The sequence below is a fragment of the Eisenbergiella porci genome (assembly GCF_009696275.1).
GTDB lineage: Bacteria > Bacillota > Clostridia > Lachnospirales > Lachnospiraceae > Eisenbergiella > Eisenbergiella porci.
In genome coordinates this window covers 23,150-47,377 of the sequence record NZ_VUMI01000017.1, presented here as the reverse complement: position 1 = coordinate 47,377, position 24,228 = coordinate 23,150, and the positions used below count along the sequence as shown (strand labels likewise).

General features: G+C 46.0%; 21 protein-coding genes and 1 pseudogene. 21 read left to right on the top strand and 1 reads right to left on the bottom strand.

Going from position 1 to position 24,228, the window contains the following annotated elements; genetic code table 11:
- Positions 1-18: 18 nt before the first annotated feature.
- The gene (locus FYJ45_RS12090) at positions 19-435 is read left to right on the top strand and encodes a winged helix-turn-helix domain-containing protein (protein WP_154464776.1); all 417 of its coding nucleotides are present in this window, start codon (positions 19-21) and stop codon (positions 433-435) included.
- Between the two features lie 76 nt (positions 436-511).
- Here the strand turns inward: FYJ45_RS12090 and FYJ45_RS12085 are convergent.
- Positions 512-805, bottom strand: a pseudogene (locus tag FYJ45_RS12085) (transposase); the annotation flags it as partial.
- A 427-nt stretch (positions 806-1,232) separates the two neighbouring features.
- Here FYJ45_RS12085 and FYJ45_RS12075 point away from each other — a divergent pair.
- The 20 genes from FYJ45_RS12075 to FYJ45_RS11980 all read left to right on the top strand — a co-directional run bounded on the left by FYJ45_RS12075 (position 1,233) and on the right by FYJ45_RS11980 (position 24,226).
- Positions 1,233-1,841, top strand: a complete 609-nt coding sequence (locus FYJ45_RS12075) for a TetR/AcrR family transcriptional regulator (RefSeq protein WP_154024180.1) — start codon at positions 1,233-1,235, stop codon at positions 1,839-1,841.
- A gap of 3 nt (positions 1,842-1,844) precedes the next feature.
- A complete protein-coding gene (locus FYJ45_RS12070; RefSeq protein ID WP_235930775.1) occupies positions 1,845-4,343 on the top strand; it encodes a PEP/pyruvate-binding domain-containing protein in 2,499 nt (832 codons plus the stop codon).
- A gap of 10 nt (positions 4,344-4,353) precedes the next feature.
- Positions 4,354-5,721: an MATE family efflux transporter gene (locus FYJ45_RS12065; RefSeq protein ID WP_321170221.1), complete on the top strand. Its 1,368-nt coding sequence runs from the start codon at positions 4,354-4,356 to the stop codon at positions 5,719-5,721.
- Positions 5,722-5,982: 261 nt separating this feature from the next.
- Positions 5,983-6,402 carry a winged helix-turn-helix domain-containing protein gene (locus tag FYJ45_RS12060; protein ID WP_154464775.1) on the top strand — a complete coding sequence of 140 codons (420 nt, stop codon included), beginning with the start codon at positions 5,983-5,985 and terminating at the stop codon, positions 6,400-6,402.
- Between the two features lie 130 nt (positions 6,403-6,532).
- A complete protein-coding gene (locus FYJ45_RS12055) occupies positions 6,533-7,483 on the top strand; it encodes a helix-turn-helix domain-containing protein (protein ID WP_154464774.1) in 951 nt (316 codons plus the stop codon).
- A gap of 132 nt (positions 7,484-7,615) precedes the next feature.
- Positions 7,616-8,227, top strand: coding sequence for an MptD family putative ECF transporter S component (locus tag FYJ45_RS12050; protein ID WP_154464773.1), 612 nt, complete (start codon positions 7,616-7,618; stop codon positions 8,225-8,227).
- On the top strand, positions 8,224-8,925 hold the full coding sequence (locus FYJ45_RS12045; RefSeq protein ID WP_154464772.1) for an energy-coupling factor transporter transmembrane component T family protein: 702 nt from the start codon (positions 8,224-8,226) through the stop codon (positions 8,923-8,925). Before FYJ45_RS12050 ends, FYJ45_RS12045 begins: the two co-directional genes overlap by 4 nt.
- Positions 8,926-8,935: 10 nt before the next feature.
- Positions 8,936-10,414 (top strand): ABC transporter ATP-binding protein, encoded by a 1,479-nt coding sequence (locus FYJ45_RS12040; RefSeq protein ID WP_154464771.1) that lies wholly within the window; start codon positions 8,936-8,938, stop codon positions 10,412-10,414.
- Positions 10,415-10,416: 2 nt separating this feature from the next.
- Positions 10,417-12,231, top strand: a complete 1,815-nt coding sequence (locus FYJ45_RS12035) for an ABC transporter ATP-binding protein (protein WP_321170220.1) — start codon at positions 10,417-10,419, stop codon at positions 12,229-12,231.
- 3 nt (positions 12,232-12,234) lie between these two features.
- Complete coding sequence (locus FYJ45_RS12030; RefSeq protein WP_154464770.1) at positions 12,235-13,968, top strand: ABC transporter ATP-binding protein; 1,734 nt, start codon at positions 12,235-12,237, stop codon at positions 13,966-13,968.
- A gap of 24 nt (positions 13,969-13,992) precedes the next feature.
- Complete coding sequence (locus tag FYJ45_RS12025) at positions 13,993-14,361, top strand: metal-dependent transcriptional regulator (RefSeq protein WP_154464769.1); 369 nt, start codon at positions 13,993-13,995, stop codon at positions 14,359-14,361.
- A gap of 27 nt (positions 14,362-14,388) precedes the next feature.
- Positions 14,389-14,814, top strand: a complete 426-nt coding sequence (locus FYJ45_RS12020; protein WP_154464768.1) for a winged helix-turn-helix domain-containing protein — start codon at positions 14,389-14,391, stop codon at positions 14,812-14,814.
- A 700-nt stretch (positions 14,815-15,514) separates the two neighbouring features.
- A complete protein-coding gene (locus tag FYJ45_RS12015; RefSeq protein ID WP_154464767.1) occupies positions 15,515-16,024 on the top strand; it encodes a sigma-70 family RNA polymerase sigma factor in 510 nt (169 codons plus the stop codon).
- A 545-nt stretch (positions 16,025-16,569) separates the two neighbouring features.
- Positions 16,570-16,920 carry a type II toxin-antitoxin system PemK/MazF family toxin gene (locus FYJ45_RS12010; protein WP_154464766.1) on the top strand — a complete coding sequence of 117 codons (351 nt, stop codon included), beginning with the start codon at positions 16,570-16,572 and terminating at the stop codon, positions 16,918-16,920.
- A 56-nt stretch (positions 16,921-16,976) separates the two neighbouring features.
- Entirely contained in the window at positions 16,977-17,240 is a 264-nt protein-coding gene (locus tag FYJ45_RS12005; RefSeq protein WP_154464765.1) for a DUF6870 family protein, read from the top strand.
- 130 nt (positions 17,241-17,370) lie between these two features.
- Positions 17,371-19,029 (top strand): recombinase family protein, encoded by a 1,659-nt coding sequence (locus FYJ45_RS12000; protein WP_154464764.1) that lies wholly within the window; start codon positions 17,371-17,373, stop codon positions 19,027-19,029.
- The gene (locus FYJ45_RS11995) at positions 19,030-20,760 is read left to right on the top strand and encodes a recombinase family protein (RefSeq protein ID WP_154464763.1); all 1,731 of its coding nucleotides are present in this window, start codon (positions 19,030-19,032) and stop codon (positions 20,758-20,760) included.
- Positions 20,744-22,378, top strand: coding sequence for a recombinase family protein (locus FYJ45_RS11990; protein ID WP_154464762.1), 1,635 nt, complete (start codon positions 20,744-20,746; stop codon positions 22,376-22,378). The genes FYJ45_RS11995 and FYJ45_RS11990 overlap by 17 nt, the downstream gene beginning before the upstream one ends.
- Positions 22,368-22,703 carry a recombinase family protein gene (locus FYJ45_RS11985; protein WP_154464761.1) on the top strand — a complete coding sequence of 112 codons (336 nt, stop codon included), beginning with the start codon at positions 22,368-22,370 and terminating at the stop codon, positions 22,701-22,703. The genes FYJ45_RS11990 and FYJ45_RS11985 overlap by 11 nt, the downstream gene beginning before the upstream one ends.
- A gap of 50 nt (positions 22,704-22,753) precedes the next feature.
- Entirely contained in the window at positions 22,754-24,226 is a 1,473-nt protein-coding gene (locus FYJ45_RS11980; protein WP_321170231.1) for a recombinase family protein, read from the top strand.
- Positions 24,227-24,228: the final 2 nt, after the last annotated feature.

The window sequence follows — 24,228 nt, the reverse complement described above, 5'->3', positions numbered from 1 at the left end:
TAAAAGGGGGTGCGCGGCATGGAGCAGATCATCGTCATCCGTACTTCCGACCCAGACGGAAGCATTTTTCGGTCTATCATGGGGGTCTTACAAGAAAAAGATGTTCAGATTCTCCATGCTACTGACCTTGATCCTTCTGCCCTAACTCTGGGAGATATTCAGATATTTCCAGAGCAGCGTCGGGTTACAAAGGCCGGTGCGGAGATATGTCTGAACTACGGAGAGTTCTCCATCCTTTACTGTATGGCCCGCTGCCCTGGTCGTGTGTTCAGTCGGGAGCAGCTCTACAATGCGGCCTGGGGCGAGGACTATGAATTAGGCACCAACACCGTAGACAACACGATCTGGCGTCTACGAAACAAGCTGGAGCCTGACCCAAAACACCCCATCTACATCAAGACCGTTTTCCGTGTGGGATATAAAATTGAAAAATAGATTATCAAAATCGCTGGGTGTGGCCAGTCGTGAAGTGACCCCAAAAAGTTAGACAATAATTGAAAGTAAAAATTGTTTAAGCAGTCGAAAGGGCTTGTTGTCTGTGAATTGCAGGCGGCAAGCCCTTCAGCTTTGCTTTGATGCGGCGGTTGTTATAGTAGTCGAGATAGTCTAGCAGTTCCCGCTTGAAGTGTTCTATGGACTCAAATTTTTGCAGATACAGCACCTCACTTTTAAGCAAGCCAAAGAAGTTTTCTATAACAGCATTGTCAAGGCAGTTGCCCTTGCGACTCATACTCTACCGAATACCTTTCTCACGAAGCATACGCTGATACTGCTTATGCTGGTATTGCCAACCTTGGTCGGAGTGTGGGGCCCGCGCAGTAAGCGCCGGATGGAGTTCATCCTGCAACATTGCAGCAGGAAAGAAGTCATTGGAAACGAGGATTGCCGTGAGAGCTATATCAAGCGAAATTGCTACATGGTGGATCAGGCCAGCTACCTGGTGGCGGTTTATGATGATGAGCGAAATCTGCGATCCGGGACAATGCAGTGTGTCCGGTATGCACGGAAGAAGCAGGTTCCGGTAATTTTGATTCATCCAGACACAGCAGTCATAAATTATTCGTAGCAAGCTAAAAATGAGCCTAAACTGCTTATTACGAAAGCTATAGACAGCCTAAATGCGGTTTGTGATGTACCATTCCCGTTCTTCTGGTTACTTGACACAATGAGGAGTTTGTGCTACCATACCTATGAACATTTTTTTGATTTGTTCATAGATGGAGGTATAAATTATGGGAAAAGCATATACCGAAAAAGAACGCGAAAAGATACACACTCAGCTATTAGAGGCTGGGTTAGAGTTATTCCATGAGGGTGTGCGGAAGATTAGCATTCGAGAATTAGCAAAGCGGGCTGGAATTGCGCAGGGAGGATTTTATACTTTCTTTTCTGACAAAGATGATTTTGTAATGGAGTTAATTTGTTACCGAAACAAACAAAAAATGAAACTTATTGAAAAGCAGTTTGATCTATCTTTAGAAAATCCTGTTTTCTTCGTCAGTGAAGCAATTTTTCGCACATCATGGGATCTAAAGCAAAAAGCTGAGAAGAGCCAGATGTATGCTGATATTTTCCGTTTTTGCATTGACAAGGAGCTGCCAGAGCGAGAAAAGCTATATGCTCAAGTAAATACTGTGCTGCAGCATTTATCAGATTATTGGGAAAAACATGATTTACCCATTACTCTTGATATAAAGGGAATTATAAATGTCATAAAGGGAACCTTAATACTTTATTCAAACCTGGATCTGATAGATGAGCAATATGCACAGGTACTATTGAAAACATTTATCAGCGAAAACTGCAAGCGCTATATACGGAAAATTGACGAGGTGAGATAAAGAATGGAATTGGTGAAAAAATTTGAAAAAATTCATAAGGATGATGTTTTGATTGTAGGCGGGAAAGGGGCTAATTTAGGTGAAATGGTATCTGCCGGCATTGCAGTTCCGCCGGGTTTTGTGGTAACATCGGATGCTTACCGCCTATTCTTGAAAGAAAACGGCTTAAATGAACTATTTTTACAAACCATGAATGAGGCACAAAATGATCCGGAAAAACTTCGATCAGCGGCAGCGCTGTTTCGCAGGAAAATTTTATCCGGTACACTTCCCGCCGAAATTGTGAGTGAAGTTCAGGCAGCTTATCACAGCCTTTCTGCAAAATGTGGAAGTACCCCCATTCGTGTTGCTGTTCGTTCTTCGGCAACAGCAGAGGATTTGCCAGAGTCCAGTTTTGCCGGACAGCAGGAAACATATTTGAATGTAATTGGTCTTTCAGATGTGTTAAAACAAATTATATGTTGTTATGCCTCTCTGTGGGGGGACCGCGCTGTTTTTTACCGCCAGACACGCGGCTATGGTCAGAACAACATTGCACTGGCCGTAGTCATTCAAGAAATGATAGAGAGCGAAACAGCCGGAGTTTTGTTTACGGTCAATCCTGTTTCCCAGAATCCGAAAGAAATTCAAATCAATGCGTCTTACGGATTAGGAGAAGCTGTTGTATCAGGCCATGTTACGCCTGATACATACATCTGCAGCAAAAACGGTAAACTTCTGCAATCGACGATCGGACAAAAGACAATAGAAATTCTCTATGCAGAACAAGGAACAAAGGAAGTTTCTGTATCAGAGGACAGGCAAAGAAAACGGGCGCTGAATGATATAGAAATTCATGCCCTTTGTGAGCAGGCAATTCGTATTGAGCAACATTATGGCTGCCCTATGGATATTGAATGGGCGATTTGCAGGGGGAGCATTTATATTTTGCAGGCCCGAGCTGTCACTACATTGAACACAAACAGCTCCGACCATGTAGATGAAGCGCAAATCGAACCATACTTAAAAAAGTGTAAAATAACAAAATCCTATCAAAAAGATATGTCTTTTCTGCTTGAAAAATTTCCGGATGCTTTTTATCCCTTTGACAGCGATATGACAGCTATCATCAATAATCAAAAGTCTGTCATTTTTGCCCAGGCAGGCATTGTTATGTCTATGCAGCCGCTGATGGACGATGATGGGATTGAAATATTGCCGCCTGCCGACAAGAAAATTACAAAAAATATTTTTAATTTTGCAAAGGTAGTCCGGGAGCTGAAGGATTTTGAACATTGCTGTCAGATATTGGAACAGCAATTGCAGGATTTCACAAAAGAATTGGAGCAATACAAAGCATTATCCGTAGAAACAATGGGACTTTCCGAATGTGGCGCTGCAATAGAAAATATTTGCGACTATGTTCGCAGACTTTCTTACTCTCGCTTTTACTATTCCCTGTTTTCCGGTTATTTTGCATCGGCCAAATGCGAAAAGGCAGTCAAAAAAATCAATTGTAAGTATACCAGCTTTGATTTGCTGCAAAACCTGAATAATCGCACATCTGTTGCCGCACGGGATATGACAACTCTTGCGAGTGAGTTAAAAAAATATCCGAAAATTGTAAAGTCTATTGCAGACGGGGAGAATTATGCTGACCTATGCAGTGATTTTCCAGAAGCGATCCCTCTGTTCCAAGCATTTTTACAAGAGCATGGTTACACTTCTGATTTTAACTGTTACTGCCTCCATGCAAAAAGTTTTCTTGAAAATCCAGATCGCATACTGCATATTGTTCGCCCGCTGCTTGCATTGGAGCAACAGCAGGAAATTCCACAGCGGCACACAATGCTTATGGAACAACTGCGTGAGAAGCTCGGTGCAAAAAAATACGCAAAATTTATACATGATGTAGCAAATCTTAGATACTTCCATGTTGCGAGAGAAGAAAGTCAGTATATGTGGGAAACTGCATTTTATATTATGCGACGAGTGTTAGCCAGGGCTTCTTTCCTTAGTTCGGGTGATGAGAATTATTTTGATAGTTTGGCATATTTATTTCTGAAAGAAGTAATTTCAATGTGCAGACGCGGAAATCTTAGTGCAGAAGATCAAGAGAAAATCAATCGGCGCAAACGCAAACGTCCTCTAGCAGAAAAAGTATGGGAACGAGCCAAATTGTTGGTTTTTCCTGATCATGGAGATGTGTTGAAAGGCGTAAGCGGCAGCGTTGGTGAGGCTATAGGAAAAGCCTGCATTATAAATGGGCCGGAAGAATTCTATAAGCTGGAAAAAGGAGATGTGCTTGTTTGCAGATTAACTGATCCAGAATGGACGCCCTTGTTTACACTTGCTGGTGCAGTTGTAGCAGATACGGGCGCCGCCCTTTCCCATGCGGCTATCGTCGCTCGTGAATATGGTATACCGGCTGTGTTGGGAGTAGGCTGTGCAACAAGTAAATTTCAGGATGGCGATATCATCCGAGTAAACGGTACAAAAGGCGAAGCTGCAAAGGTCAACTAAGGAGGGCGCATTGAAAACAGAAAGTAAGGAACAAAGAAGACAACGTATGATTTCTGAACCATTACTGCCGCTCATTATAAAAATGGCAATTCCAACAATGCTTGGTATGATGGTAACTGTTATTTATAACTTAGCTGATACTTTTTGGGTTGGACAGCTGGATAATAAGAGCATGACAGCTGCCATTGGAGTAGCATTTTCTTTTGTGTCACTGATACAGGCACTGGGATTCTGGTTTGGCTATGGCAGTGGGAATGTTATGTCCCGTGCTTTGGGAGCTAAGAACGATACCGAAGCGCAGATTATTTCTTCAGATGGTGTTGCTCTGGCTGTTGGGGCAGGAATCATTTTGACGCTGATTGGCTATCCGTTTGCACGACCATTTGCTGCTTTTCTGGGGGGAAATGCTTCTGAACAGCTTCTTTTGTATTCTACCGACTACTTGAAAATTATGCTGCTGGCAATTCCATTCTCCCTTTTCTCCACAACTGTCTATAATCAATTTCGACTGTGTGGAAATGTAAAAGATGCAATGATTGGCTTGCTGATTGGAATGGCAGCAAACATGATATTAGATCCAATTTTGATTTTTGGATTTCAAATGTCGATCGTTGGCGCCGGATGGGCTACATTGATCGGACAAGTGTTGAGTTGTGTATATTTTTTTATTCACTCCCACACACAGGGAAATATTCCGGTTAGCTTGTTGTATGTAAGTTTTAAGAAAAAACGGCTATACCATATTTTTGCTGGAGGCGCGCCGAATTTTGCAAGAGAAGGAATTACAGGCATTACATCTGTGGCACTCAATCAAGTGGCAGCAGGGTTTGGGGAGACTGTTATTGCAGCTTTAACTGTTTCTGCCCGTATTGCAGCGATTGGATATATGCTCATGATTGGTTTTGGACAAGGCTTTCAACCGATTTGTGCCATAAATTTTGGTGCAAAACAGTATGACCGTGTTAAAAAGGCATTCTGGATGACAGTCAAAATTGGAACTGCGTTGATGATTGTTTCAGCAGTATTTTTAGCCATCTTTGCACCGCAATTAGCTGGATTGCTATCCACCGATTTAGAGGTCATAGCGATTGCATCTCTTATATTGCGTTTGCAGTGTATTTCTTTCCCACTTCTTGGGTTTTATGCTGTATCGAGTATGTATATGCAGAATGTGGGGCAATATTTTCGAGCTTTGCTTATTTCAATATCGAGACAGGGGATTTTCTACTTTCCGTTGCTTTTCTTGTTGACCGCATTATGGAAACAAACCGGACTTTATATATTGCAGCCTTTGTCTGATGTGATTTCTGCTGGACTGGCAATTATTATAATCAAAAAATACCGTTTCCCCAACGTTTCGATTCGTGAAAATCACTAATGTAAACTTGCGTACTGTCAAGAGGTTTTATCAATAAGGTGATGGCAGTGATTACAGCAAAACCTTAACATTTAATAGAAGTAAGCGGCTTCTGCTTATTTTAGGAGTTCATTACCGCTCCTCATAGCCGGCGTTGACCCCACGACAGCGTAGGGTGATGCCTGCCGAATGGGGCATCTTATTAGCGATGAAAGTTTTCAGCGATTAAAAGAAGCCGCAGAAAAGCAGTCTTGAAGGCAAAACTGAAAGGGGGTGAGCAGCATGGAACAAATAATCGTAATACGAACATCCGATCCGGATGGGAGTGTCTTTCAATCCATCCTGAGAGCCTTACAGGGGAAAGATGTTCAGGTTCTCCATGCTGCTGACCTTGATCCTTCTGCCCTGACTCTGGGAGATATTCAGATATTTCCAGAGCAGCGTCGGGTTACAAAGGCCGGTGCGGAGATATGCCTGAACTACGGAGAGTTCTCCATCCTTTACTGTATGGCCCGCTGCCCTGGGCGTGTATTTAGCCGGGAGCAGCTCTACAATGCGGCCTGGGGCGAGGACTATGAATTAGGTACCAACACCGTAGACAACACGATCTGGCGCCTACGGCAAAAGCTGGAGCCTGACCCAAAACACCCCATCTACATCAAGACCGTTTTTCGGATAGGGTACAAAATTGAATTGAGTTAATATCAAGGGGGCTGCTGCTGAAAAGCACAGCCCTTTTGATGTTTTTAAGAAACTTTTTACCTTGACACTCATAAAAAAACAGATTAACATATAATTAGTCAATGCTAACTTAATAAAAAGAGGGAATGGTATGGTAGAACACCGTAAGTCAGAATGGTACGGGGAATGTGCTGTAATTTCTGATAAATATGATGATTATGTTCAAGTAAAATATAAATGCAATGGGACTGGAACTTTATATGATTACTCATTATTCCCTGGTATCAATTTAATTTTTATGGATTTTAACTGTTCAGATATTTTTCATGAACCGATTCCCAATAAAAATATCATTGAAATTCGTCATTACCAAAAGGGACGCGTTGAGTTTGAATTAAGGAATAATAAGGTTTTTCACATGAAAGAAGGAGAATTATGTATCAATGCTCTTGCTAATGTTCCTGCGGCATATTCTTTTCCTTTTGGATATAGTGTTGGATTGAGTTGTGTGATTGATAAAGATTCTATTGATGCGAAAACAAAACAAATTTTTTCTTACTATAATATTGATGTCTTAAATCTTGGACAAGAATTGGAAATAGAAAAAAAGTGGTTTTTATGCCGGACACCACAGCGATTGTTACATATCTTTGATGAATTATACGCTGCAAAAGGCATGGAAGGAAAAGATTACTTCCGTATTAAATTATTGGAACTCTTTTATCATATCAAACAACTGCGGATTGAAGATCAGTATGAAGCAACATATTATTCCAAAGAGCAAATTGAAATCATTAAGCGCATCCGACATCAGCTTATAGAAAACCTCGACAAAAAACTATCAATAGAAGAACTCTTGCGAAAAGAGCCAATGAGCAAGGTCACATTTCAGGCAATTTTCAAACAGATTTATGGTGACACTCCCTATGCGCATATCAAGAATTACAAAATGAATCTTGCGGCTGTTTATTTACAGGAAACAGATCAATCCATCACCCAAATAGCTGGTGGACTTGGATATTCAAATATTAGTAAGTTCGCGAAAGCTTTTCAAGAAGTGTTTGGAATGCTTCCAAAGGATTACCGTAAAGTAAAAAAATGAATTAACTTTTGGGCTGTTTTTTTGATTTACTTTTCCCTTTGGAGTAGTTAGAGACTGCAAACCGGTGTAAAATGACAGTGTAGTTAGTTGTTGCTAACTACACTGTCATTTTATTTTAAGGAGGTTTCAAAGATGGAACAAACGGTAAAGAAAAAAATTGGCGTTCGAGATATTATGACGATTGCCGCAATGATGGTCATCAATTTCGCAATTGCAATGGTGATTGGTATGGTTACATTGCCTTTCCCAGCAGTATATTTATACGGCTCTGCTGGTATTGATGCCTTTATTGGAGCAACATTTTATTTGGTTGCGGCAAATCGCATCAACAAACATGGGTTGTTGTTTGCTTGGGCTGCTGTTTATGGACTAATCCAAGGTGTTATGGGTTATATGTTCTTGGTTCCTTATTTCTTGATTGTAGCCCTCGTTGCTGAGTTATGCATGGTTGGCAAGAATACATACCGAAGTGCAGTTCGTAATCGAATTGGTTGGATGGTCAACTCAATCGGAAATTTTGTAGGCTGTGCTGTACCGCTGTGGTGGTCTTGGGACAGCTATCAGGAAATGGCAGCAAGCAGCGGTTTTGATGCAAATACTTTGAATATGCAGCTCTCAATGGTGACTTCTCCAGCGCTGATGCTTCTGGGTGTTGTCATTACTGCGGCTCTTGCAATTCTTGGTACATTGTTCGGCCAGCGGTTGCTCAGAAAGCATTTCCAAAAAGCAGGTATTGTAGGATGATGGCCGGAGAAAAAAAGCAAAAACGAATCGACCAGATTGATGGGCGCACAGTTCTTTTCCTTACGCTGTGCGCCTGCATCGTGACCTTCCTTACAACAAGTTTTTTAGGACATGGGATTTTTACCTTTTTGATTTTTTTAATCCTCTGCTGGTTCGGCCTATATAAACAGGCCTTGGGATGTTTTTCGGTCTATTTGGTGGCGATTGTATGGCTGATGATCGAAACAAAATATCAGATCAGTATCCCCTCTCCGTTACTGCTCAGCATGATTTACAAACTGTTACTCCCCGCTATGCCAGCATATCTTCTGGCTAAAATTCCGTCTGGAAAACTAACAGCCAGTCTGCGAAAAATGCCAATCCCAACCCATATCATGCTTGTATTGATTGTCATGCTCCGTTTTGCTCCGACTGTACTGTATGAATTTGGAGATGTCAAAGAAGCCATGAAAATTCGTGGTTTCTTAAAATCGGTCGGCAATGTATTGAGGCACCCAATGGATACATTGGAATACGCCATTGTCCCGATGGTATTCCGCTCCTTAAAGATTGCGGATGAGCTGGCCGCTTCTGCCATAGTTAGAGGAATTGAAAGCCCCTACAAGAAAGAAAGTTACTATGTCAGCCGGATTGCTGCGCTGGATTGCATTTTGATTGTTGTCAGCGTGGGAGCTACCGTGTGCTGCTGTCTTTTATAGGAGGAATGGAATGGGAAAAGAAATAATGATCCGTGACCTGACCTTTTCCTATGGTGGGAACGGAAATCAACTGGAACATATATCGTTAGACATTGCCGCCGGAGAGGTCATTGTTATGACTGGACCATCAGGAAGTGGAAAAAGTTCTTTGACAAGAGTGATTAATGGGTTGATTCCCTACTTTTATGAGGGAGAATTAAGTGGGGAGGTTTTCGTGGATGGGAAATCACTGAAAGAAATTCCGGCATGGGAGCGCGGCAAAATCGTAGGAAATGTATTCCAAGACCCCAGGAGCCAGTTCTTTGCCAATGAGGTGGCCGGTGAGGTGGCTTTTGGCTGTGAAAATTACGGTTATTCCCATGAGGAAATTCGGAATCATGTTCACCGGGCGGCGGCTGACATTAAAATTCAGAACATTCTGGAACATAGTTTGCACAGCCTGTCTTATGGAATGCGCCAGAAAGTTGCGATTGCATCGGCAGAGGCGATTGACCCGGAAATCTATGTCATGGATGAACCTTCTGCCAATCTGGATATTGCATCTACTTATCGCTTTGCAGACATCATCCGCAATCTGAAACAGCAGGGAAAAACCATTATCATAGCGGAACACCGGCTTTATTACTTAATGGATCTGGCAGACCGTTTCCTGTGTGTGCAGAAAGGAAAAATTGTGCGGGAATTTACCGCACCGCAGATGAAGGCTCTAACTAATCAGAAAATCCAGACATTGGGGCTTCGAATTCCTGACCTGCATCAGATTGAGTATATGGAAATCCCGTCTGCGGCGACCAGCGAGGTTGTCCTGGAAGTGAAAAAGCTAAACCACTATTTTGGTGAAACGATTGTAGCAAAGGATATAGACTTTCAATGCCGTAAAGGAGAAGTGATTGCCCTGATTGGCCCCAACGGGACGGGCAAAAGCACAATAGGACGAATCTTGGCAGGGCTTTTGAAAGAGAAATCCGGTGAAGTTATTTTATTTGGAAAGCATTGCAGACCAAAAGGCCGATTGGGAAAGGTCTGGTACATTCCCCAAGATTTAGACAGCCAGCTTTTTGGTGAAGATTTACTGGATGAACTGACTACTGGCTCAGAGGTCAGCCCGGAGCGGAAGCAAGCGGCAGAAGAAATTCTGGAAGCCCTGGAACTGACACCGTTCATCAAACAGCATCCCTCTACGCTGTCAGGAGGGCAAAAGCAGAGGCTGGCTCTTGGCGTAGCTCTGATACACGAAGCACCTATTATCATACTTGACGAACCTACAAGTGGGCTGGACGGCACGAATATGCGGAATGTCAGCCGGATGATCCGCAAACTGGCGAAGATGGGGCGTACCATTATCGTCATTACCCATGACGCAGAGTGTGCGCTTGCCTGTTGCGAGCGGGCAATGCGCCTTGAAAATGGCTGCATTACCGACGACTTTCAAATCAGAGGAGCAGGGCTTCTTTTAGAGAAAATTGGGTATGACCAAAAGGAGGGTTAGGAGTGACACAGCAAAATAAGAAACAGCCGAAGGCGAAGACTGGACTGGCACGTTGCCTGGAATTAGCTTCGGGTCATAAATGGCTTTTGTTTCTATCTGGGTTTTTGGCTGCGCTGGCAGCAATTTGTTCTTTTGCGCCTTATTTATCAATTTATCACATTATTCGGGAAATCCTGTTTGTTTACCCGGATATGTCGCTCTTGAATGTTTCTGCAATCTCAACCTGGGGCTGGCTTGCCCTGACTGGTATTTTGGGAAACATCGTATTTTACTTTTTTGCCCTATTGTGTTCACACATTGCAGCGTTTGGAACACTTTATGAATTGAAGGTGGCGTTTTCCAATCACATTATGCACATTCCTCTTGGGTATCATTTGACCTTGGGCAGCGGCAAACTGAGAAAAATCATGGACGAAAACATTGAAAGCGTTGAGAAATTTATTGCCCACCAGCTCCCGGATTTCGTCGCCTCTTTGGTCGCACCGCTTGTTTTAGTCATCATTCTTCTTGGGATTGACTGGCGGTATGGTGTGGTTTGTCTGGTTGGTATTGTTCTGGCCTTCATCGTTCAGTTTGCGGGCTTCAACGGTGAAGCAAAGGAAAAAATGCACCGTTTTCAGACCGCCCAGGAGAACATGAACAGCGCCTCTGTGGAATATGTGCGAGGTATGCCGGAGATCAAAGCATTTAATCAGACCGCAGATTCTTTTAAGCGGTTGAGCAAATCTATTAAGGACTATACCTCTTTCGTGCTGGAATACGCATTGGGCTGGCAAAACTGTATGCCTGCATTTACCACAATCATCAACAATATTTATCTGTTTTTAATTCCGGTGGGTGTTCTGATTGGAATGCACACCACGGATTTCAGGGAGTATTCGCTGACATTCATTTTCTACCTGATTATTGTCCATGCGATTTCCGGCATCCTGAATAAGATCATGTATATCTCGGAGTCCTTCACGCAGATTGACGGCAGTGTAGAGCGCATGGATGAAATCTTGCGTATCCCAGTCTTGCCGGAAAAGAATACGGCAGTTGAAATCCGAAACTATGATATTGCTTTTCAGGATGTCAGCTTTTCCTATGAAGCTGATTCTCAGGTCAAGGCCCTGGCTCATGTTTCTTTCCTTGCGCCTCAGGGCAAAGTAACAGCCGTTGTTGGTCCTTCCGGTGGAGGTAAGAGTACCATAGCCAACCTGATCTCCCGATTTTATGATGTGACGGACGGAAGTATCCAAATCGGCGGTATTGACATTCGGGACATTCCGCTGGACGCGCTGATGGATAAGGTCAGCTTTGTATTTCAGGATACATTCCTCTTTAAGCAGAGCATTCTGGATAACATCCGCATGGGAAATCCAGATGCTACGGAGGAACAGGTGATTGCGGCGGCAAAGGCGGCAAGATGCCACGAATTTATCGAGCAACTTCCAAACGGTTATCAGACTGTGATTGGAAGCACCGGCGTTCATCTCTCAGGTGGTGAACGCCAACGGATTGCCATTGCAAGGGCTATCGTAAAGGATGCCCCTATCATCGTACTGGACGAGGCAACCGCATTCAGCGACCCGGAAAATGAGTACCTGATTCAAAAAGCCTTTGAAAAGCTAATCCAGAATAAAACGGTTGTAATGATTGCCCATCGTCTGTCCACGATTCGTAACGCAGACCAGATCCTTGTCATGGAAAAAGGACACCTGATTGAATCCGGCACCCATGACGAGTTGCTGAAGAAGGGTGGAAAATACACACAGATGTGGAGCAGCTATACAGAGTCGATCAACTGGAAAATCAGTACAGGAAAGGCGGTGTGATCTATGAGTAAGCTGAAAGAAAAGTTAATGCTATCGGAGAAAGGCTACTCCGACTTAAAAAAAGCAATTACAGCCTGCACAATAACCAATATTGCACTGCTGCTTCCTTCAATGGTAGCCTGCCTACTTTTTTGGGAACTGCTGAAACCGTTCACCGGAGAAGCAATTTCATGGGACGCACTGTGGAAGCTGCTGGGACTGGGAGTGGTTGCGGCTATTCTGGTATTCCTGTCTGCAAAAAATGATTATAGAAAAACCTACATTGCTTCTTATAAAGAGGCCAGCACGACCAGACTTCGGATCGCAGAACATCTTCGCAAACTCCCCATGAGCTTCTTTAACACAAAAGATTTATCTGATATTACCACAAACATGATGGCGGATTGCAGCAGCATGGAATCCATGCTCAGCAGTACCATTCCGCCGCTGATCGCAAATATTATCTCTGTTACCCTGACCTGTATTTGTCTGGCATTTTTTGACTGGAGAATGGCCCTTGCGATTTTCTGCACGATGCCGGTTACATTTCTCATCATCTGGTGCGGGCGAAAGCTGCAACTCCGTCTGTTTGACAAACAGGTGGATGTGAAGTTGGAGGCGTCCAGCCAGATTCAGGAATACCTGGAAGGTATCAAAATTATTAAGTCCTGCGGCCTTAGCGGTTCCCGTTTCTCCACGCTGGACAAAGCACTCCAAGCCATGAGAAAAATCGCCATCAGGGTGGAACTGGCCTCTGGTATTCTGGTTCAGGGAGCCAGCCTGGTTCTGCAAGCAGGTCTTGGTATCACCATTTTTATTGGAACGGTACTGATAACTGGTAGTCAAATTGAACTGCTTCCTTTGCTGGTGCTGTTCATGTTCTCCACGCAGATTTACGGCCCAATCCTTGCTATCCTTTCGCAGTTAACCTCTCTGTTTCATTTGGGGACTGTTACCAACCGTATGCGTACCCTGCTGACCACGCCCTCTATGGAGGGCGAAGATAAGGATGTATCCAAGTATGACATTGAACTGAAAAGCGTCACTTTCGGATATAACTGTGACGATGTTATCAAGGATGTGTCTTGCTCTATTCCTGCTGGAAGTATAACAGCCCTGGTAGGCCCTTCCGGCAGTGGAAAGAGTACGATTTCCAAACTGATTGCCCGCTTTTGGGATGTAAGAAAGGGCCAGATTACCATTGGTGGTATGGATGTCAGAACCATTGAGCCAGAACACCTGATGCGCTGTATGTCCTTTGTATTTCAGGATGTGACCCTGTTCAATGACACTGTTTTTAATAATATCCGCGTAGGTAACATGAACGCTACCGAGGAACAGGTTATGGCGGCGGCAAAGGCGGCGTACTGTGACGAATTTATCCAGCGATTGCCGGACGGTTATCAGACTGTCCTCGGAGAAAACGGCAGTACTCTTTCTGGTGGTGAGCGTCAGCGTATTTCCGTTGCCCGTGCATTACTGAAAGATGCTCCGATTATTCTTCTTGATGAAGCAACAGCATCTCTCGACCCGGAGAACGAGGTTTTAATCCAGCGGGCCATTGCAAAACTGGTAGAGGGTAAGACGGTCATTATGATTGCTCACCGACTTCGTACCGTTGTGGATGCCGACCAAATTCTCGTTCTTGATAACGGTAGACTGGTGGAGCATGGCACACATGATGAATTGATGAAAAAGAATGGATTGTACCATAAACTGTTCCATATCCAACAGGAGAGTCTTGGTTGGGCTGTGTAAGTTGTTTTAGAAGGGAGATGTTCTATGAAACTTCATGCGTCCAGGGAGGACTATCTGGAAACTATCCTTGTTCTCCAAATGAAACTCGGCATGGTACGCTCCGTAGATGTGGCCCGGCACATGGAGGTATCAAAGCCCAGCGTGTGCCATGCGGTGGCTGCCCTGCGGGACGGCGGCTTTCTCACGATGGACGAGGATTACATTCTCCATCTGACCGATGTGGGCCGCAAGGTTGCCGAAAAAATCTACGAGCGCCATTGTTTTTTTACTGAGCAGCTTATCGCAGCGGGTGTTGACCCCAAGATAGCGGAGGCTGACGCCTGCCGGATGGAGCATCTCATTAGCGATGAAAGTTTTCAGCGATTAAAAGAAGCCGCACAAAAGCGGTTTTGAAGGAAAACTTGAAAGGGGGTGAGCAGCATGGAGCAAATAATCGTAATACGAATTTCCGACCCAGACGGAAGCATTTTTCGGTCCATCATGGGGGCTTTGCAAGGAAAAGATGTTCAGATTCTCCATGCTGCTGACCTTGATCCTTCTGCCCTGACGCTGGGAGATATTCAGATATTTCCAGAACAGCGTCGGGTCACGAAGGCCGGTGTGGAAATCCGCCTGAACTACGGAGAGTTCTCCATCCTTTACTGTATGGCCCGCTGCCCTGGTCGTGTGTTCAGTCGGGAGCAGCTCTACAATGCGGCCTGGGGCGAGGACTATGAATTAGGTACCAACACCGTAGACAACACGATCTGGCGTCTACGAAACAAGCTGGAGCCTGATCCCAAACACCCCATCTATATCAAAACTGTTTTCCGTGTGGGATATAAAATTGAAGCAAATAAACAGTAAAAGCATAGTTGCTGTTGATAAACAAGGGCGACTACTGTAGGTATTATGGGAGACTTTACATTTTCTAATGAAATCAGGAAGAAACTTGTCTGATACATTGATAATGTGGCAGTTTATCTCATATCCCTGTTAAGCAGATTGAGTGAGGTGAGGCCTATGATCTATCGCAGCGCAGATGAACAGTGGTCCATAGAACAGCGGTCTTTATCTAATGTTGGATAAAGACTGCTGTTTTATTTTGAAGCGACAAAACACGAACTTTTTCGCAGTGATAACTGAATATCAGCAAAGGCGGCAGCAAGATGCTGCTACACGAGGAAAAGAAAGGGGATGATGCCAGCCGCCTGTGTGCCGTCCGCATAATGGCGGGCAAGGAGTAGCGATGCTATGGACAATTTTATCCACAGCATTGAGAAGTTGCTTTTTGTCCCGTATCAACGACACACGGCTTTCAATGGACAAATTTCAATAGGTGTTGGTCGGTGCTTTTGTGCGCGGGAGTTTTCCCCCAGCGGGGACAAGCCCCCGCCTGCCGGTGCTGCCTACCCTGTTGGACTTCTCAATGCAAATACCCAGAAAGCGGCTGATTTTGTATCCCGATACAGAGTCAGCCGCTTTCATTTTCGGATCCCCGAACAACGTAATAGGGGGCCGCCGCCTCCGATTTGTTTTCAACCAAAAACAAATCGGAGGTAGAAAGATGTATGATTATCGCAAAAGCGACTATGCGATAAACAAAAACAGCCCAAACATTGTTTATCGCTTTCATAATGAGATTTTGGAAATCACTCTGGAAGATTATCTGAAGGAGAATCCTGGCAAAACGGAAAAGGACTTTGCGGAACTGAAGGCACTGTCCGATCAAATCTACTATGAGCAGGATCGGGCTGAGAGCGCCCAGACCCGAAAAGATGACTCCCTTACCGGCTTGGAGGAAACAAAGATCTGTGCCACCCGCCCTTTGGACGAAGAATGGGAGGAAAAGCTGACCGAGTTTCAAAACCGCCTGTATGCACGGAGAGCGTTTGAAAAACTCTTTGCTGCGGATGTACTTACAGAAATTCAAAAGCGGCGGTTCTGTCTGTATGTTTTTAAGGGCTTATCCATCCGGCAGATTGGCAGACTGGAAGGAAGGAGCCATCAGGTGGTTGCAAAGTCGCTGGACCTGGCAATCCGAAAATTAAAAAAATTTTTTGCGGAACAGGGGTGACACCCCCCGGTTTTCAGGACGATAGGTGAAAGGCATTCTTTTTGAGAGTTCTCCTTTCGCCTGGACCTTGACAACCGCATACTCATTCATCAGTAACTTCCCCCTTGTCAGTGCGAGGAGCAAAAGCCGACTCAGGGGCCGCGCCATGATATACGGACAAGATGAGCAGATCCCACCTGATTATCATATAATTGGTCTTGCGTACAATCCTGTCCCGTATGAGCGAGTAACGGCAGCCTGTCACAACCGGGCAGCACCCGGCGAGGCCATGACCGGCAAGGGGTATAATGGTACTCCTGTCCAGCCACAGCCCTGCTTGACCGCAGGATCACGCAATGGGGGCAGCTCGGAGAGATCCTCGGAGGGGTGAAATTCCCGTGGGCCGGTACGCTGCCGGCCGCTCGATGACTTCCCAGTATGTGCGGGGTGTCAAGGACAAATGGCACATAGCAAGAAAACAAATCGGATTTTGTATTTCGCTGGATATGGGGCAGGTCTTTTGGCCTGCCCTGTTTCCGGCTTACTTATATTCAGGAGGTCAATTTATGCGAAAGGCTATCCGGCGCGGCGATCTGTTCTATGCAGACCTGAACCCGGTGGTCGGCTCCGAACAGGGCGGCATTCGTCCTGTCCTTATTATCCAAAACAATGTGGGGAACCATTTCAGCCCTACCATCGTTGCGGCGGCCATCACCAGCAGGAAAGCCAAGAACAGCCTGCCGACACATATTCTGCTGGAAAATGTGCCGGGGCTTGCTCCCACCTCGCTATTGCTGTTGGAGCAACTGCGAACAATCGACCGAAAGCGGCTCCGTGGCTATATCGGGCAGATCAGCAAGGAAAAAATGCTGGAGGTGGATGTGGCACTGGCAATCAGCATTGGGTTGAACCCATAGGCATAGGATGGGTTCCCTTCTGAATAGGATGGTAAAGGCAGAAAGGAGGGGCCTGTTTGAAGATACCAACTTTGTCAGAACTGGACGCACTTTCCCAGGTGGACATCAAAACGGTTGATCCGGCACAGCTTATGGACATTCGGGAGGTCGCTGTCGATACGGACCTGCCGAAAGAGGAAAGGATTCTTGACTTTATCCGGCAGGTTCATAATCCATATTGCTTCCGTCACGGGAAAATCATAGTCAAAATCGGTTTTTCAGAATCGGCGGAGCATACCACCCTGGAAGAACAGTTTGAAAGCTATCTGCGTTCCCTTTAGGACTTTGACACGAATGGAACCGCAAAAATACCTGGACGCCGGTTCAATCCTGCGGTATAATAAGAGCGGACTAAATTTGCACTCCAATCGTTGTTGGGTCTAATCCAAAAATACGATTGGAGGCATTGCTATGAAAAAAATCACCGGTGAAGCTGTTTATAATGCCGACCTCTATCTTCGTCTTTCTGATGATGACGGAGATAAAATGGAAAGCAACAGCATCAAGAATCAGCGTGAGTTCATAACGGAATTTTTGAAATCAATGCCGGAAATCCGCATCCATGCCGAGAGGAAGGATGACGGATTTAGTGGCGTTGATTTTTTTCGTCCTGGGATTCAGGAAGTGTTGCAGGATGTACGCTCCGGTGTTGTCAACTGCGTAGTTGTAAAAGACCTCTCCCGTTTGGGCAGAAACTATATCGAAACCGGGAAAGTCTTACAGGAGTTTGCCGACCATGATGTGCGTTTCATCGCAATCAACGACGGCTATGATACCGCTAATTTACAGGGGCAGGCCAGCACGATTCTCCTGCCGATCAAGAATTTGATGAACGATTCATATAGCCGCGATATTTCGGTAAAAATCCGAAGCCACCTGGAAGTCAAGAAACGCAAGGGTGAGTTTGTGGGCGCGTTTGCGGCCTACGGCTATTTGAAGTCCCCGGATAACAAGAATAAATTGATTATCGACGACTATGCGGCTGCCGTTGTGCGGGATATTTTTCGCTGGAAGCTGGACGGAATGAGCCAGCAAGGGATCGCTGACCGCCTGAATGCGGACGGAGTTCTCTGCCCTGCGGAGTACAAACGATCTCTGGGCATGAAATATGTGTCCGGGTTTAAGCGTAACCCACGGTCACAATGGTCGGCGGTGGCCGTAGGGCGCATCCTGAAAAATCCCCTTTATATTGGGGTGATGGTGCAAGGCAAAACCGGACGCCCCAATTACAAAATCAAGAAGCTGCTGGATAAGCCGCAGGAAGAATGGATCAGCGTTACAGATACCCATGAGCCGATCATCAGCGAGGTGGATTTCAAGACCGTCAATGGCTTGCTGCAGGCAGACACCAGAATTGCCACGCAGCATAAAACTGTCTACCCATTTGCTGGCCTATTGTTCTGCGCAGATTGCAAGCAGAACATGATTCGCAAAACGGTTCCCGCCAATGGGAAGAAGTATTTCTATTACACCTGTTCCACCAACCGGGCCGACCGCAGGATGTGCAGTACCCACAGCATCAGTGAGGCGCTGCTGATAAATTCCGTTCGGGACAGCATTCATGCGTATCTTGAAACGGTTTTGAGTATTGAGAAAACCTTACAATTTATCGCCACCCTCCCGGCTGAAGATATGCAGGCCAAAAAGATTGACCGTCAGCTTGATAAGCTGAAAGCAGATTATGAGCAGACCATGCAGTTCAAAATGTCGGCTTACGAGAACTTTGTGGATCACCTGTTGAGTGAAGCGGAGTTTAAGCAGTATCAGCGGGTCTACACAGAAAAATGCGAAGCGATTGCGGCTGCTATCACAAGACGCCAGCAGGAATTGGATGCCATCAACAAGGCCGGGACTGCGCAAAACGAATGGATCACCCATTTCAAATCATTCCGTAATGTGGATGTGATGGAGCGCAAAAGTCTGGTGAAGATTATTGAACGCATTTATGTCCATGAAGGAAATCGTATTGAAGTTATCTTTAAGCATCAGAATGAATACCGGGCAACGATTCTTTATATCGAACAGCACATGAAGAATCGGGATGCACTGAACAAAAAGGAGGCGGTATAAATGGCAAGAGTAAGCCGGAGAAGCAAAATTGCTGCGGCGCAGACCGGCCAACTGCCGTCCCCTATGGCCGCCCAAATGAAAAAATCGCTGCGGGTCTACCGTGTCGCTGTCTATGTGCGGCTGTCCATTATGGATACCCGTGACCGGAAGGACAGCGAGAGCCTTCAAACACAGATAGATTACCTGTGTGCCTATATTGCGAGGCATCCCGACCTTGAATTATACGATTGTTACCGTGACAACGGAGAAACCGGAACCAATTTTGAACGGGCAGGATTTCAACGGATGATGGATGATGTAAAAGCTGGCCGGGTGGATTGTATCATCGTAAAAGACCTGTCCCGGTTTGGCCGTGACTTCCTGGAAACCGGAAACTTTTTGGAAAAGGTCCTGCCGTTTATGGGAGTTCGGTTTATCTCCATCAATGACAACTACGACAGCGTCCGGGCAGACAGTGGGGACGCCATGAGTGCAGCTCTGAAAAATCTGATGAACGACATTTATGCGAAGGACATTTCTCATAAGGTTTTTTCCGCATTGGACATCAAAAAACGGAACGGCGAATTTATCGGGAACTACGCAGCCTACGGCTATATGAAGTCACCCGAAGATAAGCACAAGCTGATTGTCGATCCGATAGCGGCGCCTGTGGTCCAGCGGATATTCCAGATGAAAAAGGATGGGATGAGCAATGCGGGGATTGCCCGAATATTGAGTGAAGAAAAGGTTCCAAACCCGAACCATCACCGCTATTTGCAGGGGATTATCTACACGATGCGCTATGCGCAGAATGACCCCTGGCAGACGCAGGCGGTAAAAAACATCCTTCAAAACCCGGTATATCTGGGTCACATGGCACAGGGCAAGAAAATCTCCAAGCTATATGCAGGCCAGCGTCAAAAGATAATTCTCTCGTCTGAATGGGTCATCGTTCCCAATACGCATGAAGCCATCATCTCGCAGGAATTGTTCGATGCCGTACAGGAGATTATGAAGGCACGACGGGACGAATATCACAGCCGCCTGGGGAAATATGCCCATTTCAACAGTGAGAATATTTTTGAAGGGCTTGTTGTTTGCGCCTGCTGTAAGCGCAACATGACCCGCTATAAGAGTGTTTATAACAAGGGGCGAAATGTTTCGTTCAACTTCATCTGCCCACGCCATGCGTCCCTTCTGGATATTGGTTGCCCCAACGCCGGAGGGCTTTCGGAGGATGAACTGAAAGCTGCGGTGTTTCATGTGATCCGTCTGCAAATCTCTCTGCTGGCAGATGTGGAGTCAATCATCAAAAAGGTAGAGAAATCGGCAGCCGTCCGAACTCACAGAGTGTCGATTGATAATGAAATCAATTCCGCCCAAGACCGCCAAAAACGGATCGACACCCTGCGCCAGAACCTTTTTGAGAGCTATGCGAGTGGTATCGTGTCACAGGCTGACTATCTGTTTGGGAAGAGCCGGTATGATGATGAGTATGCGTTGATCGAACGCCGTTTGGAACAGCTTGCGGACGAAAAGGCTCAACTGCCGGAAACAAACCCAAAACAGAACAAGTGGTTCGCTGCTTTTTCGAGGTTCCAAGGGGAAAAGGAACTGAGACGGGAAATGCTTCTGGCATTGGTTGAGAAGATTTATGTGAATGAGGACAAGCAGGTACATATTATCCTGAAATATCAGGACGAAATGAAAAAACTACTGTATAGGGGGTGTGAATATGGAGAGGGATTTTAAGCCTGCTATGGAATTGGTGATTGCTGTCTACATCAGGCTTTCCGCAGAGGATGGCGACTTGTCGGATGAAAAAAATGAGAGCAACAGTGTGGTCAACCAGCGGGCCTACATCCATCAGTATATCGCACAGCACCCCGAATTTTCAGGAGCGCGGATTCTGGAATTTTGTGATGATGGCTATTCTGGAACGAACATGGAGCGCCCCGCAGTCAAGCGCCTTTTGCGGCAGGTCAGGGATCGGAAAATCAACTGCATCATCGTCAAGGATATGTCCCGTTTTGGGCGTGACTACATCGTGGTAGGCGACTATCTGGAACAGATCTTTCCCTTCTTGGATGTCCGATTTATCGCAATCAATGATGGCTACGACAGCAAGGATCACAAATACGGCGCCGCAGGGTTGATTGATGTGTCGTTCCGCAATGTGATTTATGACCTGTATAGCAAGGAACTCTCGGAAAAGGTTCGCTCCACAAAGAAGCAGCTTGCGGAGAAAGGCTACTACCTTGCTCCATTTGCTTTCTTTGGCTATCAAAAATCGCCGGAAGATAAGCACACCCTGCTTGTGGATGAAGCTGCGGCAGCCACAGTCCGGCGGATATTTGATTTATTCATCAGTGGTTTGTCTACCCATGAGATAGCCCGGAAGTTCAATGTCGAAGGTGTTCTGACCCCTTTGCAGACCAAACGAACGCAATCTGTAACGCGGAAATGGAATTGTGTCGATCAGGACAGCAACTATTGGACTTCTGGAACGGTGCGAAAAATCCTCAATGATGAACGATATACCGGCAAGGCTGTCTATGGAAAGACCATGCGGAAAAAGGTAGGGTCCCATGATATAAAGCGTGTGGCGGAAAGTCAGTGGACGGTTGTTGATGGGGCAATCCCTACGATTATCTCAAAAGAACTTTTTGAAGCAGCAAAAGAACTGTCTGCATCATCTCATTCAGCGCCGCCTAAAGTAAGCAGCCGAATATTTTACCGAAAGGTCCGCTGTGGTCATTGCCGGTTGGCAATGACACGCATGGAGGGAACAAATCCATATTATATCTGTCAGACTTACCGAAGAAAACCGGACATTGGATGCCCGCAGGATAAAATGAGCGAAAAGGAATTGGAACAGGCCGTGCTTGCTTCCATTCGTGCGATGGCACAGTTTCTCCGAAAGGCAGAGAAAGCACGGCAGCGGCAATCTGATAAGGCTGATCGGTACAATCAGAGGATTGAGCAAAAAATACTGGCACATGAAAACTCCATTAAAATGCGCCAGCAGGAGAAAATGAGTGCGTTTGAAAATATGGTATCTGGCTTATGTGATGAACCAGAATATAAACGCAGATGCAAGCAGTGCGATGAACATATCGGGCGCCTTGAACAGAAAATCAGAGAATTACAGAGCGAAAAGCGGCAGTTGCCGGACGAAAAATCCCCGGCCGAAAGTGTTCTGCCATATACCAATGTAAGAACACTGACACGAGAACTGGTGGATTTGCTGATCCAGCATATTTACATTTACAGTGACACCTCTATTGAGATCGTTTGGAAATTTCAGGACGAGTACAAACGGTTGCTGGCAGAACTGAAATCGAAGGCGGACACGACGAATGAATCGTAAGTGTTTCTGGCTGTATGGCCGCGTTGCTTCGCTGGACAGCCATGCTTTAGAAATCCAGATGGAGAGCCTGCGCCGTTTTGCAGAAAAGCGGAAGCTGAATGTTGTCGGCCAGTCGCAGGATGAACAAAGTGGCCTGACCTTTGACCGGCCTGGGATCATGCAGTTTCTTGATTCCGTAAGGGCAAGAAAGGTAGATGCACTTTTGGTAAAAGACCTGTCCCGGCTGGGCAAGGATTACATCCAGGTTGGAAGATTCCTTGATGACCTGAACCGTTCAGGTATAGAAGTGTTTGAAACCGCAACGCTGATTACAAGCGGGATTTAAGGGTGAAAGGTAGCGAAAAGTGTAAATAATCCCTTAATTTTTTTAGTTTCATCTTGACATTAGGAGACGACGGTTTTTCCGGCGCGAACTTCCAGCGGCCCGGATTTCAAGCCATGCTTGCGGACATTGAAGCCGGGAAAGTGGGTACGGTCATCGTCAAGGACATGAGCCGGTTAGGGCGAAACTACTTGCAGGTAGGGTTTTACACGGAAATGCTGTTCCCTCAAAAGGGTGTGCGTTTTATCGCTGTCAACGATAATGTGGACAGTGCCAGCGAGGGCATGGACAACGATTTTACCCCGCTGCGAAATCTGTTCAATGAATGGCTGGTGAGAGATACGAGCAAGAAAATCAAGGCAGTGAAAAAGTCAAAAGGCATGAGCGGCAAGCCTGTTACCAGCAAGCCGGTTTACGGCTATGTGATGGACGAGGACGAGAATTTTATTATAGACGAGGAAGCCGCCCCGGTGGTGCAGCAGATTTACCAGCTTTGCCTTGCCGGGAACGGCCCGACCAAGATTGCCCGTATGCTGACGGAGCAGCAAATCCCCACGCCGGGGACGCTGGAATATCAGCGGACAGGCAGCACCCGCCGTTATCACCCAGGCTATGAGTGCAAATGGGCGACCAACACCGTCGTTCATATCCTCGAAAACCGAGAGTACACCGGATGTCTGGTGAACTTCAAAACGGAAAAGCCTTCTTATAAGGTCAAGCACAGCATAGAGAACCCCGTCGAGAAGCAGGCCATTTTCGAGAACCACCATGAGCCGATCATCGACAAGGAAACATGGGAACGGGTGCAGGAGTTACGCAAACAGCGCAAACGCCCGAACCGCTACGATGAAGTGGGGCTGTTCTCCGGGATTTTGTTCTGCGCCGACTGCGGCCATGTGCTGTATCAGCAGCGGTATCAGAACAAAGACCGCAAACAGGACTGCTACATCTGCGGCAGCTACAAGAAGCGCACCCGCAACTGTACGGCGCACTTTATCCGCACCGATCTGTTGACCGCTGGTGTCCTGGCAAATCTCCGGCAAGTGACCGAATACGCAGCCAAGCATGAGAGCCGGTTTGTGAAACTACTTGTCCAGCAGAACGAGATCGGCGGCAAGCGAAAGACCGCCGCAGCCATCAAGCAGCTTGAACAGGCGCAGGAACGCATTTCTGAAATCAGCCGCATTATCAAGCGGCTGTATGAGGACAATGTAAACGGCAAAATCAGCGATGAGCGTTTCATGGAACTGTCGGCTGACTACGAAGCCGAGCAAGCGGAGCTGAAAAAGAGAGCCGCCGCCCTGCAAGCCGAACTGGACAAGTCACAGGCAGCTACCGTCAACGCCGAGAAATTTATGGGCATTGTCCGCAAGCACCTTGCCTTTGAAGAACTGACCCCCACTCTCTTGCGGGAAATGATCGAGAAAATTGTGGTGCATGAGTGCAGCTATGATGAGAACGGCACCCGCAGGCAGGACATTGAGATTTATTACAGCTTTGTCGGCAAGATTGACTTGCCCGAATAACC